The organism is Streptomyces sp. NPDC002328, assembly GCF_042890065.1.
In the GTDB taxonomy this organism is placed as follows: domain Bacteria; phylum Actinomycetota; class Actinomycetes; order Streptomycetales; family Streptomycetaceae; genus Streptomyces.
On the sequence record NZ_JBIARQ010000010.1, the window covers coordinates 152,155 to 167,368 of the forward strand.

At 72.0% G+C, this 15,214-nt stretch carries 14 protein-coding genes; 10 read left to right on the forward strand and 4 right to left on the reverse strand.

All coding sequences use genetic code 11. The features are described 5' to 3' along the window. Nucleotides 1-18 precede the first annotated feature (18 nt). Nucleotides 19-3,081, reverse strand: coding sequence for a tetratricopeptide repeat protein (locus ACFYX4_RS24690; protein ID WP_389337249.1), 3,063 nt, complete (start codon nt 3,079-3,081; stop codon nt 19-21). Continuing rightward, a complete protein-coding gene (locus ACFYX4_RS24695; protein WP_389337252.1) occupies nt 3,081-4,952 on the reverse strand; it encodes an HSP90 family protein in 1,872 nt (623 codons plus the stop codon). The genes ACFYX4_RS24690 and ACFYX4_RS24695 overlap by 1 nt, the downstream gene beginning before the upstream one ends. Before the next feature lie 167 nt (nt 4,953-5,119). Here ACFYX4_RS24695 and recG point away from each other — a divergent pair, with 167 nt between their 5' ends. From recG to mutM, 8 genes are all read left to right on the forward strand, one after another. After that, a complete protein-coding gene (gene recG / locus ACFYX4_RS24700) occupies nt 5,120-7,321 on the forward strand; it encodes an ATP-dependent DNA helicase RecG (RefSeq protein WP_389337255.1) in 2,202 nt (733 codons plus the stop codon). Then, nucleotides 7,318-7,974 carry a 16S rRNA (guanine(966)-N(2))-methyltransferase RsmD gene (rsmD, locus tag ACFYX4_RS24705; protein ID WP_389337605.1) on the forward strand — a complete coding sequence of 219 codons (657 nt, stop codon included), beginning with the start codon at nt 7,318-7,320 and terminating at the stop codon, nt 7,972-7,974. Before recG ends, rsmD begins: the two co-directional genes overlap by 4 nt. Nucleotides 7,975-8,000: 26 nt before the next feature. Beyond that, nucleotides 8,001-8,480 (forward strand): pantetheine-phosphate adenylyltransferase, encoded by a 480-nt coding sequence (coaD, locus tag ACFYX4_RS24710; RefSeq protein WP_389337608.1) that lies wholly within the window; start codon nt 8,001-8,003, stop codon nt 8,478-8,480. 99 nt (nt 8,481-8,579) lie between these two features. Next, a complete protein-coding gene (locus ACFYX4_RS24715) occupies nt 8,580-9,728 on the forward strand; it encodes a cell division initiation protein (protein WP_389337258.1) in 1,149 nt (382 codons plus the stop codon). Nucleotides 9,729-9,892: 164 nt separating this feature from the next. Beyond that, nucleotides 9,893-10,555, forward strand: coding sequence for a YceD family protein (locus ACFYX4_RS24720; protein WP_389337261.1), 663 nt, complete (start codon nt 9,893-9,895; stop codon nt 10,553-10,555). A 2-nt stretch (nt 10,556-10,557) separates the two neighbouring features. Beyond that, nucleotides 10,558-10,731 carry a 50S ribosomal protein L32 gene (gene rpmF / locus ACFYX4_RS24725; RefSeq protein WP_003951102.1) on the forward strand — a complete coding sequence of 58 codons (174 nt, stop codon included), beginning with the start codon at nt 10,558-10,560 and terminating at the stop codon, nt 10,729-10,731. A gap of 19 nt (nt 10,732-10,750) precedes the next feature. Continuing rightward, nucleotides 10,751-11,578: a ribonuclease III gene (gene rnc / locus ACFYX4_RS24730; protein ID WP_389337264.1), complete on the forward strand. Its 828-nt coding sequence runs from the start codon at nt 10,751-10,753 to the stop codon at nt 11,576-11,578. A gap of 78 nt (nt 11,579-11,656) precedes the next feature. Continuing rightward, the gene (gene mutM / locus ACFYX4_RS24735) at nt 11,657-12,517 is read left to right on the forward strand and encodes a bifunctional DNA-formamidopyrimidine glycosylase/DNA-(apurinic or apyrimidinic site) lyase (RefSeq protein WP_389337267.1); all 861 of its coding nucleotides are present in this window, start codon (nt 11,657-11,659) and stop codon (nt 12,515-12,517) included. Here mutM and ACFYX4_RS24740 read toward each other — a convergent pair. Together ACFYX4_RS24740 and ACFYX4_RS24745 are read right to left on the reverse strand one after the other, a co-directional pair. Further along, nucleotides 12,490-12,891, reverse strand: a complete 402-nt coding sequence (locus ACFYX4_RS24740; protein ID WP_389337270.1) for a winged helix-turn-helix transcriptional regulator — start codon at nt 12,889-12,891, stop codon at nt 12,490-12,492. The two genes, mutM and ACFYX4_RS24740, sit on opposite strands and share 28 nt — an antisense overlap. 66 nt (nt 12,892-12,957) lie before the next feature. Beyond that, on the reverse strand, nt 12,958-14,109 hold the full coding sequence (locus ACFYX4_RS24745; protein ID WP_389337273.1) for a CAP domain-containing protein: 1,152 nt from the start codon (nt 14,107-14,109) through the stop codon (nt 12,958-12,960). A 186-nt stretch (nt 14,110-14,295) separates the two neighbouring features. Here ACFYX4_RS24745 and ACFYX4_RS24750 point away from each other — a divergent pair, with 186 nt between their 5' ends. Both ACFYX4_RS24750 and ACFYX4_RS24755 read left to right on the forward strand, forming a co-directional pair. Continuing rightward, on the forward strand, nt 14,296-14,577 hold the full coding sequence (locus ACFYX4_RS24750) for an acylphosphatase (RefSeq protein ID WP_389337276.1): 282 nt from the start codon (nt 14,296-14,298) through the stop codon (nt 14,575-14,577). Between the two features lie 379 nt (nt 14,578-14,956). Continuing rightward, nucleotides 14,957-15,160: a hypothetical protein gene (locus ACFYX4_RS24755; protein ID WP_073491170.1), complete on the forward strand. Its 204-nt coding sequence runs from the start codon at nt 14,957-14,959 to the stop codon at nt 15,158-15,160. Nucleotides 15,161-15,214 lie beyond the last annotated feature (54 nt).

Consider the following 15,214-nt stretch of genomic DNA (forward strand, 5'->3'; position numbering starts at 1 on the left):
GGCGGTTCAGGGGTCCCCTCAGCCGGCCTGCTCCGTCGTGACCTGGATCAGCTGCTCCGCCTCGGCCCGACGCGCGCGTACCGTCTCGTCGCCGTCGGCCCCGTCCTCCCGCCCGTCGAGGTCGTCCCCGGCGTAGGTCCGCAGCACCGCACGCGCGCGTGCCGCCGCCTGCCGCGGGCGGCCGAGGTCGTTCTCCAGCCAGCCCGCGGCCAGTTCGGCGCCGGTGCGGGCGTGCCGGGCGTCCTCCCCCAGGGGGACGAACACGGCGACCGCCTTCGCCATGTGCGACAGGGCCTCCTCCAGCGCGTCCCGGATGGAGTCGTCGTCGGCGTCCTCGGAGACCGAGCGGGCCAGCAGATCACCGAACTGGCGGTGGGTGTGGCCGAGTTCGAAGACGAGCCGCAGCCGCGCCTCCTCCTCGTCGTCCACCGTGCCCGCCCCGTCCGCCCCGTCCGCCCCGTCCGCCCCGTTCGCCCCGTCCGCCGTGCCGAGGCCGGCGGGCGGGTCCAGCGCCTCCAGCGCGTCCGCGCACTCCTCGATGGCCCTCGTCATCAGCTCCCGCGCCGCGTCGACGCCCCGCTCGGTGCGCAGCGCCAGCCACGCGCGTGCGCGCAAGGAGCGGACGAGGCCGTGGACGTTGCCCAGGGAGCGCCACAGCTCGCCCGCGCGCGCGTAGGACCGGTCCGCCTCCTCGGGCAGCCCCGCGTGACCGAGGGACTCGGCCGCCAGGTGCGCGAGGGTGGCGTGGTCGTGCTGCTCGGGCCAGTGCCGGGCGATCTCGGCCGCCTGGAGCCGGCGTTCGGCGCTGGACCGGTGCTCGCCGAGCTCGCTCAGGCAGTCGCCGAGCCACCACTGCGTCTGGACGACCGCGCCGTCGCCGTGCGTCTCGGGGCTCAGGTCCGCGAGCGCCGACTCCAGCACCTCCGCCGCCTCGGCCCAGCTGCCCTGCCGGACCAGGAACCCGCCCAGCTGGTGCCGCGCCCACGCCCCGAGCGTCGGGCCCTCGCCCGCCTCGTCGGCCCAGTGCGCCGCCTCCAGGGCGTGTGCGGCGGCCTCCGCGGCCTCTCCCCGGCCCCCGACGACCTCGGCGAGCTGGAGATGCAGCTGCGCCCGCCCGACCGGCTCCAGATACGCGCCGCCGTGCTCCAGCGCCGCCCGCAGCGCCCGCTCCGCCTCCACCAGGTCGCCCAGGTGGTGCGCGAGACCGGCGAGCCGGGCCTCGTACTCCACGGCGAACCAGGGCAGGCCCGCCTCGGTGAACTCCGCCGCCGCCCGCGCGAACAGCTCCGCGCCCGTGCGCGCGTCCCCCGACCGGGCGGCCAGCTCCGCGAGCATCGCGTGCCCCTCGGCGACCCGCGCGGCGAGCCGCACGTCGTCGCCGGCCCGCCCGTCGACGAGCGCCAGCAGCTCCCGTACGGCCGCCTCGGCCTCCGTCAGGACGTCCGCGTCCGCCTCGTCCGCCTCCTGGACCAGCCGCATCAGGATGCGCGCGCGGCCCATCAGCACGCCCGCCGCCTGCGGCACCTCCGTGCCGCCGTCGGCGTACAGCGCGAGGACCCGGTCGTAGGGGTCGGCGACGGCCGCGAGCGCCGCGTCGACGTTCCCGGCGAGCGCGCGGACGTACGCCGCACGCGCGCGTGCCGCCAGGGACTCCCCGGGGTCGCCCGCCTCCGCGTACAGCTCCGCGGCCCGCTCGAACGTCTCCGCGCCCTCCGGGCCGAGCGCCATCGCCTCGTGGTCGGCGATCTCCGCGCGGTCGCGCGGTTCCAGCGCGGCCCCCTCCGCGGCCCGCGCCACCGCCGCCCACGCCTCCATGGCGTGCGGCCGGAGCGAGTCCGACAGCCGCCGCGCCTCGGCGAGCAGCGCGGACAGGTCCGCCTCGACGCCCTCCGGACCGCCGCCCGCAGCAGCGTCCGCAGCCGGGGCCGGAGCAGCCGCCGCGGGCGCGACCGTCGCCGTCGGCGGGCGTACCGTCCGCACGCCCAACGGCAGCCGCTCCAGGAGCGATTCCTGCGCCATACGCGCGCGTGCCCGCTCACTCACGTACGACGTGCCGTTGCGCTCGTCGAAACGCGCGGCCAGCGCCAGCGCCTCCTCGCGCGCGTGGGCCGCGAGAGCCGCCGCCGTCCACGCCCGCCCGGCCGGACCGGGCACCTGCTGACCGCCCAGGCCCCGCCCGGACAGCCGCTCCATGAGCAGCGCCACCACGCTCAGGAACTCCAGCCTGCTGCGCGGATGCCCCGCGTCGGTGAAGTACGCCGGCCGCTCCGCGAGCAGCTCCAGGCCCCGCGCCTCGTTCCCGGTCAGCGCGCAGAACTCCACGTGGTCCGCGTACGCGCCCCGCATGCTCTCCATCGCCCGCACCAGCCGGAAACCCCGCAGATGGTGGGCGCGCGCCTCCTCCGGCCGGCCCAGCCGCAGCAGCGGCACCAATGACGAGGCCAGCACCGTGTGCGGCTCGTGCGCGCACGTGTACGCGCCCTCCAGCACCGGAGCCCACAGCTCCAGCGCCTCCTCGTCCCGGCCCCGCTCCGCCTGCCACCAGCCCTGCCCGTGCAGCTCGCACGCGTGGCAGTCGGCCATGCTGTCCCGGTCGGCGGCCAGCCAGGCGGCGAACGCCCGCTCCGCCCGCGGCACGTCCCCGACATGCGCGGCCACGCTGAACTCCGCGCCGCGCACGGCCCGCTCGGAGTGCCCGGCGAGCCGGTAGCGGTGCTCCATCTCGCCCAGCCACTTCTCCACCGACGCCAGCGGCACGTGCGGCTGGTCGAGCATGCCGGCCGACACCCACTTGAAGACCCAGTGCAGCGAGTGCGCCTCGTACTCGTCGAAGTCCCCGGGCCGCTCGTCCCACATGCGCAGCAGCCGCGCGAACGGGACGAACATCTTGTCCTTCTCGGAGCTGTAGTTGTAGACCTTCAACTGGTGTCCGAGCGCCTCGATCACGGCGAGCGGGACGTTCAGCCTCTCGGCCTCCACGAGCAGCTGCTCCGCGCGCGCGTTGCGCGCCGGACCCTCCGGCTGCTCCGAGTTCTCCGCCATCGCCCGGCGGAGCGAGTCGAAGTCCGTGATCCCGGTCATCAGCAGCCGTCCTCCCCCTGAGCCGACTCCCCGCGCGCGGAATCCCCGCGCGCGGACTCCCCATGTGTGGCCCACTCCAGCAGCCCGATGAACGCACGGTTCAACAGCGCGGAGTCCGCGGGCCTGAGCGGGCGCTGCGCCATCAGCAGCGCCTGCCCGTACAGCGACTCCGTCGCCGTCCCGATCAGCTCGGCGTCCCGCAGCGAACTGATGCGCCGCACCAGCGGGTTGAGATGGTTCAGCACCAGACGCGCGCGGGGGGCGCTGCCCCGCAGCGAGCCCAGGATCCCCGCCCACAGGTCGTCGGCCTGCGACTCGGCCTCCGCCCGCGCCTGCTCGTGCCGCGCCGACCGGTCGTCCAGGTGCAGCGCGGGTACGGACAGCGGATGGAAGGCCCGCAGGACGACGTCACAGCCGAGCGGGTCGAGCTTGGCCCGCGCGGCCGCCAGGAAGCCCGACAGGGCCAGCTCCTCCGCCGAATCCACCGCGTCCAGATGCGCGGTCACGGTGTCCGCGTCCAGCTCGGCGACGACCGTCCCCGGCCGCACCGACGGCAGCGCCTCGACCAGCTCGGCGTCGTACGTGTAACCGCCGTTGATCACTCCGACGCCCTGCGCGGACGCGATCGGCGCGACCTGCCGGTACTCCTCCACCGTCCGCGTGAAGTGCACGACCGGGTGCCGCTGCGCGAACTCCTCCAGCGACAGCCGCCCGTCGGACGTCTCGAAGGGCAGCCACGGCAGCATCGTGCGCAGCATCTCCCGGTCGTGCCGCGCGAGGGACTTCACGCCCAGGTGGTGCACGGCCAGGAAGGCCGCGAGGCGCTCCGGATCGCCGGCGGCGAGACCCGTCAGCCACGCGCGGATCCGCTCGCCCAGCGCGTCCCGCACGGCCGCCAGCGTCTCGTCCTCGTACAGCGACTCGCGCGAGGCCGTCGGCCGCAGACTGTCCGTGTCCAGCACACAGCGCACGAAGAACGCCCAGTCGGGCAGCAGCTGTTCGGCCCGCTCGGTCAGCAGCATGCCCTTCAGGTGCACACGGTGACCGGCCCGCTGGGCCGGACTGACCGCCGCCGGCAGCACGTACGCCACCCCGCGGATCCCCGCCAGCGGCACGTTCAGCTCGATCGAGTCGAGCGGCGTGAAACCGAACAGCTCATGGCAGTGCCGGGCCAGCGCCACCCGCCGGTTGGCGGGGGAGGGGTACGGCCGGTCCCAGGGCGCCGGCAGATCGGTGACCGCCTCCTCGCCGACCCGCACGTCGTAGGGCAGCAGCGAGCCGAAGTCCCGCGCCAGTTGGAGCACCCGCTGCTCGGAGAGCCACTCCGCGGCACCGGCCCGCGCCACCAGGTGCACGGTGGTGCCGGGCTCCGGACGCTCCTCGTCGGGCAGCGTCCGCACGGTGTACGAACCGTCGTCGCGGGCCGTCCACTCCACCGGCGGCGCGCCGGGCGTACGGGAGCTGCGGCTGACCACGCGGATCCGCTCGGCGACCACGAAACAGGCGAGCAGCCCGATGCCGAACTGCCCGAGGAAGTCGGAGCGGGCCTCCTGGAGCCCCTCCGCCCGCTTGGAGCTGCGGCCGATGGTGGCCAGCAGGTCGTGCACGTCGGCCTCGGTGAGCCCGACGCCCGAATCCTCCACGCGCAGAGTCCCGTCCGACGCGAACAGCCGCACCCGCGCCGGTGCGTCGGGCTCCTCGGCCCGCCGGGCGGTGATGGCGTCCACGGCGTTCTGGAGCAGCTCGCGCAGATAGACCCTGGGACTGGAGTAGAGGTGATGGGAGAGCAGGTCCACCAGACCGCGCAGGTCGACCTGGAACGTGTGAGGTGACGGGGATGCCTGGGATGACTGTGAGGTCTGGGAGTCCATCGCTGCTGCGCCGCGGGTGGGGGACGTCGACGGCGCGGGGTCGGGCGGTCCCGGTGGGGCGGTGACCGCGGGGAGATGGCCGGAGCGCGCCATCCTAGAGCCCGAACGAGCCGTCTGACCAGGGGTTTCGGGACACGTATACGTCAATGTCAGTGCGGTGGTGTGCAATGGATCTCGTGCCCGCACTCGACGAACCACTGAAAAAGGTGCTCGGCCCACCGACCGCGAAGGTGATGGCCGAGCACCTCGGCCTGCACACCGTCGGCGATCTCCTGCACCACTACCCCCGCCGGTACGAGGAGCGCGGCCAGCTCACGCACCTCGCCGACCTCCCCATGGACGAGCACGTCACGGTGGTCGCGCAGGTCGCCGACGCCCGGCTGCACACCTTCGCCTCCGCCAAGGCCCCCCGCGGCAAGGGCCAGCGCCTCGAAGTCACCATCACGGACGGCAGCGGACGGCTCCAGCTGGTCTTCTTCGGCAACGGCGTCCACAAGCCCCACAAGGATCTCCTGCCGGGCACCCGCGCGATGTTCGCGGGCAAGGTCTCCCTGTTCAACCGCCGCCTCCAACTCGCCCACCCGGCCTACGAACTGCTGCGCGCGGACAGCGACGAGTCGGTGGAGACCTGGGCGGGCGCCCTGATTCCGATCTACCCGGCCACCGCCAAACTGGAGTCCTGGAAGATCGGCAAGGCGATCCAGACGGTGCTGCCCAGCGCCCAGGAAGCCGTCGACCCCCTGCCGGACACCCTCCGCGAGGGCCGCGAGCTGGTCTCCCTGCCCGAGGCCCTCCTCAAGATCCACCGCCCGCACACCAAGGCGGACATCGCCGCCGCCCACACCCGCCTGAAGTGGGACGAGGCCTTCGTCCTCCAGGTGGCCCTGGCCCGCCGCCGGCACGCCGACGCCCAACTCCCGGCCATCGCCCGCAGGCCCGGGCCGGACGGCCTCCTGACCGCCTTCGACGCCCGCCTGCCCTTCACCCTCACCGAGGGCCAGCAGAAGGTCTCCAAGGAGATCTTCGACGACCTGGCGACCGAGCATCCGATGCACCGGCTCCTCCAGGGCGAGGTCGGATCGGGCAAGACGATGGTGGCCCTGCGCGCCATGCTCGCCGTCGTCGACGCCGGAGGACAGGCCGCCATGCTCGCGCCCACCGAGGTCCTCGCCCAGCAGCACCACCGCTCCGTCGTCGAGATGATGGGCGAACTCGCCGAGGGCGGAATGCTCGGCGGAGCCGAGGACGCCACCAAGGTCGTGCTGCTCACCGGCTCCATGGGCGCGGCCGCGCGCCGGCAGGCGCTGCTCGACCTGGTCACCGGCGAGGCCGGGATCGTCATCGGCACCCACGCGTTGATCGAGGACCGGGTCCAGTTCCACGACCTCGGGCTGGTCGTGGTCGACGAACAGCACCGCTTCGGCGTCGAACAGCGCGACGCCCTGCGCGGCAAGGGCAAGCAGCCCCCGCATCTCCTCGTCATGACCGCCACGCCCATCCCGCGCACGGTGGCCATGACGGTCTTCGGCGACCTGGAGACGTCCGTCCTCGACCAGCTCCCGGCCGGCCGCTCGCCCATCGCCAGCCATGTCGTCCCGGCCGCCGACAAGCCCCACTTCCTCGCCCGCGCGTGGGAGCGGGTCCGCGAAGAGGTCGGCAACGGCCATCAGGCGTACGTCGTCTGCCCCCGCATCGGCGACGAGGAGGACGACCCGAAGAAGCAGAAGAAGTCCGCCGAGGACGAGGCCGAGAAACGGCCCCCGCTCGCCGTCCTCGACGTGGCCGACCAGCTCGCCAAGGGCCCGCTCCAGGGACTCCGGGTCGAGGTCCTGCACGGCCGGATGCATCCCGACGACAAGGACGCGGTCATGCGCCGCTTCGCCGCCGGCGAGACCCACGTCCTGGTCGCCACCACCGTCATCGAGGTCGGCGTCAACGTCCCGAACGCCACCGCGATGGTGATCATGGACGCCGACCGCTTCGGCGTCTCCCAGCTGCACCAGCTGCGCGGGCGCGTCGGCCGCGGCTCCGCCGCCGGTCTCTGCCTCCTGGTCACCGAGATGCCCGAGGCCAGCGCCGCCCGCCAGCGCCTGAACGCCGTCGCCTCCACCCTCGACGGCTTCGAGCTCTCCCGCATCGACCTCGAACAGCGCCGCGAGGGCGACGTCCTCGGCCAGGCCCAGTCCGGCGCCCGCAGCTCGCTGCGCGTCCTGGCCGTGATCGAGGACGAGGAGGTCATCGCCGAGGCCAGACAGGAGGCGGTGACGGTGGTTGCGGCGGATCCGGAGCTGAAACGGCTTCCGGCTCTGCGGACGGCGCTGGACGCCCTTCTGGACGAGGAGAGGGAGCAGTACCTGGAAAAGGGCTGAACGGAAGCGCCCCGTCAGGAACCTGCTGCCAGACTGGTTCCGTAACCACCCTCGAACAAGGACCGAAGATGACCCGCGTGATCGCCGGCACGGCCGGCGGACGTCGCCTGGCCGTCCCGCCAGGGACCGGCACCCGCCCCACTTCCGACCGCGCACGCGAAGGTCTCTTCTCCACCTGGCAGTCCCTGCTCGGCGGCCCCCTGGCCGGCGAACGCGTCCTCGACCTCTACGCCGGATCGGGCGCCGTGGGCCTGGAGGCCCTCTCCCGCGGCGCCGGCCACACCCTCCTCGTCGAGGCCGACGCGAAAGCCGCCCGCATCATCAGGGAGAACGTGCGGAACCTCGCCCTCCCTGGCGCCGAGGTCCGCGCGGGCAAGGCCCACCAGGTCATCCAGGCGGAGCCCTCCGCGCCGTACGAACTCGTCTTCCTGGACCCCCCGTACGCCGTCACCGACGACGATCTTCGGGAGATCCTGCTCACACTCCGCACGCGGGGCTGGCTCGCGGCCGAAGCGCTGGTCACCGTGGAGCGCAGCACCAGGGGCGGTACTTTCGACTGGCCGGACGGCTTCGAAGCACTCCGGTCCCGTCGTTACGGCGAGGGAACGTTTTGGTACGGTCGCGCCGCCTCTACGTGCGAAGACGCACGATGACCGGACCGGAGAGCGAGGGATCACAAGTGCGCCGCGCCGTCTGTCCCGGGTCGTTCGACCCGATCACCAACGGACATCTCGACATCATCTCCCGTGCCTCCCGTCTGTACGACGAGGTGTACGTCGCGGTGATGATCAACAAGTCCAAGAAGGGCCTGTTCGAGATCGATGAGCGGATCGACCTGATCCGCCGCGTCACCGCCGAGTACGCGAACGTCAGGGTGGAGGCGTTCCACGGCCTCCTCGTCGACTTCTGCAAGCAGCGCGAGATCCCCGCCATCGTCAAGGGCCTGCGCGCGGTCAGCGACTTCGACTACGAGTTGCAGATGGCCCAGATGAACATCGGCCTCTCCGGTGTCGAGACCCTCTTCGTCCCCACCAACCCCACCTACAGCTTCCTGTCGTCCTCCCTGGTCAAGGAGGTCGCGACCTGGGGCGGCGACGTCTCCCACCTGGTCCCGCCGATCGTCTACGAGGCGCTCACCGAGCGCCTGCGCAAGGACTGAGAGCCTGACGGCCCGTCACTCGGTGTCCGGCGGCCACCCCATGGCCGTACAGTCGTCCCGTCCGTCTCCAACACAGCTGTAGAGAGTGGCGAGCAACCGGTGGACGTGCAGAAGAAGCTCGACGAGATCGTCACGGCGGTCTCCAGTGCCCGGTCGATGCCGATGTCGGCCTCGTGCGTGGTCAACCGCGCGGACCTGCTCGCCCTGCTGGAAGAGGTGCGCGCGGCGCTGCCCGACTCCCTCGCCCAGGCCCAGGAGCTGATCGGCGGGCGCGAGCAGATGGTCGAGCAGGCCCGCCGGGAGGCCGAGCGGATCATCGAGACCGCGCACGCCGAACGCGGCTCCCTGGTCTCCGACACCGAGATCGCCCGCCGCTCCCAGGCCGAGGCCGACCGCATCCTCGCCGAGGCACGCAAGGACGCCGAGGACATCCGCGCGGAGGCCGACGACTACGTCGACTCCAAGCTCGCCAACTTCGAGGTCGTCCTCACCAAGACCCTCGGCTCCGTCGGCCGCGGCCGGGAGAAGCTGCTCGGCACCGGTCCGGGCACGGACGAAAACGGCTACGAGGACGAAGACGCACCCGAGCGCAGCCACGACCCGGAGACCCTGCGCCGCGACGCCGACGCCTACGTGGACGTCAAGCTGGGCGCGTTCGAAGCGGTCCTGGCCAAGACCTTGCAGGCGGTCGGGCGCGGCCGGCAGAAGCTGCACGGCCGGATCGCCTCCGACGACCTCGGCGCCCTCGCCGACGACACCACGACCTTCCAGCACTCCTCCGACGCGGACTACCTCGCCGACCTCGCCGCCCTCGCGGCGCAGGACGCCCCGGCCGAGCTGCGCGCACAGCAGCAGCAGTCACAGCAGCCGCAGCAGCCGCAGCAGCCGCAGTACGACCAGCAGGAGCCGCAGCCGGCGTACGGCTACGCGCAGCAGGACCCCTACGGCGGCTACCAGCCCCAGCCGGCCTACGGCGGCGACCAGCAGGACCCCTACGGCTACCAGCAGGCCGACCCCTACGCGTACCAGGGCTACGACGCCCACCAGCCCCACCAGTCCCACCAGCCGTCGTACGACCCGAACCAGGCCGCCCAGCAACAGCACCAGCCCCAGCAGGCCCCGCAGCAGCAGCCCCAGCAGTCCGGGCAGGACTCCCAGGCGTACGCCCTCGACGAGACCAGCCTGTTCGACACCGGCATGATCAGCGCCGAGCAGTTGCGCGCCTACGAACAGGGCCGCGGCCTGTGACGCGAGGGGCGAAGAGCACCCGATTGGGCTGTGGGCGAAAGCTCCAGTATCCTGGCTCTTCGGTCGCGTGTGCGCGTCACTGACTGCGTATCCGTCCGCGATCACCGCTGCCCGGAACACCGGAGGGCGGCACACCCCACAGCTCGGAAAGATCGAAAGCAGGAATGGCTTCCAACGCCCGCCTCGACCACCGCAACCCTCTCGTGTTCGACACGCACGAGCTGGGGCGGCGTCCTGGCGCGCTCCAGCGCCTGACCCGCGAGATCGACGCCCCCAAGGACCTCGGGATCCAGGGGGTCATCGGAGTGCCGGAAGGCGCGCCGGTGGAGCTGGAGCTCCGCCTCGAATCCGTCATGGAGGGGGTGCTCGTCACGGGCACCGCCCGTGCGCGGGCCGAGGGGGAGTGCGTAAGGTGTCTGGAGCCGGCCGAGCTGGAGCTCGACACGGACTTCCAGGAGATGTTCTCGTACCCTGACGCCGACGACCGGGGCCGCGTGAAGGCGGAACCGGCCGACGACGCCGAGGGATCCGCAGAAGACGAGGACAGGCTCTTCCTCGAGGACGGCCTGTTCGACCTCGAACCCGTGCTGCGTGACGCGGTGGTGCTCGCACTGCCGATGCAGCCGGTGTGCCAGGACGACTGCCCCGGCCTGTGCTCCGACTGCGGAGCCCGGCTGGCGGACGACCCGGACCACCACCATGACGCCGTCGACATCCGTTGGGCGGCATTGCAGGGACTCGCCGGTTCACTCGAAGACGGCGAGAAGGACGAGATGAGCGGCGAAGCGCACGTTTCCGCGCGCGCCGCCGAGAAGCAGGAGAAGTAGCCGTGGCTGTTCCGAAGCGGAAGATGTCGCGCAGCAACACGCGCCACCGCCGGTCGCAGTGGAAGGCTGCGGTCCCCACCCTGGTTGCGTGCGAGCGCTGCCACGAGCCCAAGCAGCAGCACATCGCGTGCCCGTCTTGCGGCACCTACAACAAGCGCCAGGTCCTCGAGGTCTGAGCGGCTGGTGAGAGGCTTCATGTCTGACGCCAAGACAACGAGTCCCCGCCAGCGCGGGGGTGGTCCGGCGGACACCACGGCCTCGTCCCACACGCTTCTGGAAGGGCGGCTCGGCTACCACGTCGAGTCCGCCCTTCTGGTGCGAGCGCTGACCCACCGTTCCTACGCGTACGAGAACGGCGGCCTGCCGACGAACGAGCGGCTGGAGTTCCTCGGGGACTCCGTGCTCGGCCTCGTCGTCACGGACACGCTGTACCGCACCCACCCCGACCTGCCCGAAGGCCAACTGGCCAAGCTGCGGGCCGCGGTGGTCAACTCACGTGCGCTGGCGGAGGTCGGTCGCGGTCTCGACCTGGGCTCCTTCATCCGGCTGGGCCGCGGTGAAGAGGGCACGGGCGGCCGGGACAAGGCGTCCATCCTCGCCGACACCCTGGAAGCGGTGATCGGCGCGGTCTATCTCGACCGGGGCCTCGAAGCGGCCTCCGAACTGGTGCACCGCCTGTTCGACCCGCTCATCGAGAAGTCCTCGAACCTCGGAGCCGGCCTGGACTGGAAGACCAGCCTCCAGGAGCTCACCGCGACCGAAGGACTCGGCGTGCCCGAGTACCTGGTCACGGAGACCGGCCCCGACCACGAGAAGACCTTCACTGCTGCCGCCCGCGTCGGAGGCGTCTCGTACGGCACCGGCACCGGCCGCAGCAAGAAGGAGGCGGAGCAGCAGGCCGCCGAGTCCGCCTGGCGGTCCATCCGGGCCGCCGCGGACGAGCGAGCCAAAGCGGCCCAGGCCGCCGTCCAGGCCGTTCAGGCCGTCGACGGCAGCGCGGACGCCGAATCCGCCTCCGCCTGACCCATCACCGAGAACGAGCGCCCGCCCCCGGCGAGGGGGCGGGCGCTCGGCTCGTACACCGGTTCTACGGGGGTTGTCATGCCCGAGTTGCCCGAGGTCGAGGTCGTCCGGCGCGGCCTGGAACGGTGGGTCGCCCACCGGACCGTCGCCGAGACCGAGGTGCTGCATCCACGCGCCGTACGCCGTCACATGGCCGGCGCCGACGACTTCGCGCACCGGCTGAAGGGCCACCGCCTCGGTGTGCCGAGCCGGCGCGGCAAGTATCTGTGGCTGCCGCTGGAGGACACGCCCCAGGCGATCCTGGCGCACCTCGGGATGAGCGGTCAGCTGCTGGTGCAGCCGCAGGGCTCGCCCGACGAGAAGCACCTGCGCGTCCGCGTCCGCTTCGGCGACGCCCAGGCCACCGAACTCCGCTTCGTCGACCAGCGCACCTTCGGCGGTCTGTCGCTGCACGAGACGACCCCCGACGGGCTGCCCGACGTCATCGCGCACATCGCCCGCGACCCCCTCGACCCGCTGTTCGACGACGAGGCCTTCCAGCAGGCGCTGCGCCGCAAGCGGACCACCGTGAAACGGGCCCTGCTCGACCAGTCGCTGATCAGCGGCGTCGGCAACATCTACGCGGACGAGGCCCTGTGGCGCTCCCGCATCCACTACGACCGCCCGACCGCGGCCCTCACCCGCCCCCGCACCGCCGAACTCCTCGGCCATGTCCGGGACGTGATGAACGCCGCTCTGGCCGTCGGCGGCACCAGCTTCGACAGCCTGTACGTCAACGTCAACGGGGAGTCGGGCTACTTCGACCGGTCGCTCGACGCCTACGGGCGGGAGGGGCTGCCGTGCCGGCACTGCGGCACGCCGATGAGCCGGCGGCCGTGGATGAACCGGTCCAGCTACTTCTGCCCCAGGTGTCAGAGGCCGCCGCGCGTGGTGTCGTAGCGCTCGCGGGCCGCGAGGACGTCGTCCATCCGCCCCTCCACCAGGTGGATGAGGCCCAGCAGCCGTTCGGCGACCTCGTGGCCCAGGGGGGTCAGTTCGTAGTCGACGCGGGGCGGGTTGGTGGGCTGCGCCTCGCGGTGGACCAGGCCGTCGCGCTCCAGCGCGTGCAGGGTCTGGGACAGCATCTTCTCGCTCACGCCGTCCACCCGGCGGCGCAGCGCGTTGAACCGCAGGGATCCCTCCCGCAGCGCCCCGAGCGTGAGCGCGCCCCAGCGGCCCGTGATGTGTTCCAGCGTGCCCCGCGAGGGGCAGGCCTTGGCGAACACGTCGTACGGGAGCTCCTGCTCGGGGGTGCGCTCCGGGATGCCGTCCATCCCTCAAGCGTACGCGAACACAGCGCTAACCTACAGATTGCACTAACCTTGAGTTAGTGTCCCGGACTAGTAGCCGAAGTTCTGCGTCCACCAGGGGCCGCCGGAACCGAAGTGGACGCCGACGCCCAGGGTCTTGAAGTCGCAGTTCAGTATGTTCGCGCGGTGGCCGGTGCTGTTCATCCAGGCCTCCATGACCGCCGCGGCGTCGGCCTGGCCGCGGGCTATGTTCTCGCCGCCGAGGTCGGTTATGCCCGCCTTCGCGGCGCGGTCCCAGGGGCTGGCGCCGTCCGGGTCGGTGTGGTCGAAGAAGCCGCGCGCGGCCATGTCCTCGCTGTAGGCCTGGGCGAGGGCGGCCAGGGAGCTGTTCGAGGAGACGGGGCTGCACCCGACCTTAGAGCGCTCCTCGTTGACGAGCCGCACCACCTCGGCCGCCGCCTGCGCCTCCGCGGACACGGTCACCGCGGCGCTCTTCCTGCCCGGGGACGAGGTGGCCGTCCTCGACGGGGCCCGCTCGGCCTCCTTCGTCGGGGTGACCTTCGGCTTCTCGGTGGTGGGCGCCGTGCTCGGCGACGTCTTCGAGGCCGACGGGGTGGGCGAGGCGGACGGCGAGGCCGGGGCCGATGCCGACGCCGAAGGAGAGGTCGAGCGGCCGGAATCGCGGCTGGTCGAGGAGTTGCCGCGGTCGGCGTCGGCGGAGCCGGACGTGCCGCCGAGCTCCGAGGCCGAGTTGGTCGGCGTGTCCGCGGCCGTCACCTTGTCCGAGGCGCCGCCGCCCCCGCCCAGCTTGTAGTTGTCGAGGCCGGGCACGACGCCCGTCGCCACCGCGACCGTGCCGAGGGCGACCGCCGCGGACACGCCCAGCAGGCCCGTCTTGACCGGTGTCACGGCCCTGCGCTTGCGGCGCCGGCCCGAACCGCCCCGCCCCGGTCCGGTCGAGCCGGAACCGTCGGGGGTGAAGCCGTCCGCCGTGAGGACCGCGGTGTCGTCGGCCGACCGGCCGTGGTCGTCGTCCGTCGCGAACAGGTAGTCCTGGCTCCTGGCGACGGAGTCGGCGTACGCCGCCGGGTTCAGGTACGGCGCGATGCCCAGCGTGGCGTCGTCGTCGGCGTAACGATCCTGCGCGTCGCGGCCGGCCGGGTGCGAGCCGTCGGTGTGAGCGACCCCCGTGGCGCGGCCCGTGGCGGCGCGGCCGGCGGCGGAGCGTCGGTGGCGTCCCATGTCCTGGCCTTCCTCATCCGAACGGTGTCCCTCGGTCGACCCGCGCCCGGTGGCGCATGACTCCTCTTGGTCAACCTCACTCACTCGAACGAGTGAGTTTCCTATGAGATTCGTTGGGTGGGGACGGTACCGCATGACGCATGGGGAGGGAGTGTCCCGAGTGACATTGCCCGGTTAGATGGCCCCATGAGCGAGGATGTACGGCTGGTCGCCTGGGTGCGCGGACACGTCCAGGGCGTGGGTTTCCGCTGGTTCACCCGGGCCAAGGCCCTGGAGATCGGGAGCGTGAGTGGCTTTGCTCTCAATTTGGCCGACGGACGGGTTCAAGTCGTCGCGGAGGGGACACGCGAACGCTGCGAAGGGTTGCTGGAGTGGCTTCTGAGTGACGACACGCCCGGGCGCGTGGACGGAGTCACAGAGATATGGGACACACCTCGCGGCGGCTACGACGGCTTCGCGATCCGCTGACGTCTCCGCGCCCGGACGGCCGCGGAAAGCGCGAGGAGGTGCCACCGGCATCTGCCCGAAGTGAAAAGAAGCAGGTGGTTGCCAAGAATCGCTTGCTCTGGCAGGCTCCGCACGCAAGGATGATCGCCACGCCCTGAGGGCCCGCGGGAGTCGCTGCGCCGCCGTTTCCGGCCGCGCACCCCAGGGTTGCCCGCCAATACGGGGCGTGATCGTGTTGACCGTCAAACTTTTTGGTGAGACGCTGAAAGCACCCCGCGCACCTAGCTGTTTGGCATGGATGAACGGCAGTAAGAACAAGATCCGGTCAACACCGCGGGTGCGAATCCCTCACGACCCACCACCGCTTCGGTCGGTCACTCAGTGTGGAGGACCATCCATCATGGCAAAGGCGCTTCTCGGTTACGTCGGCGGCTCCGACCCGCGACTCCTCGCCGAGATGCGACGGCTCCAGCAGCGCGTCCAGGACCTGGAAAACGAACTCGGACGAATCCAGGCCGAGAACGACGCACTCACGGCTGCCGCTTCTCACGACAGGTTCATGGAGAGCATCGACGCACACCAGGCGGAGCCTGCGCTCACCTGATCACTGCACCGCTCCACGACAGCAGGCGCAGTGGTTGGGCGGCACATTCCAACC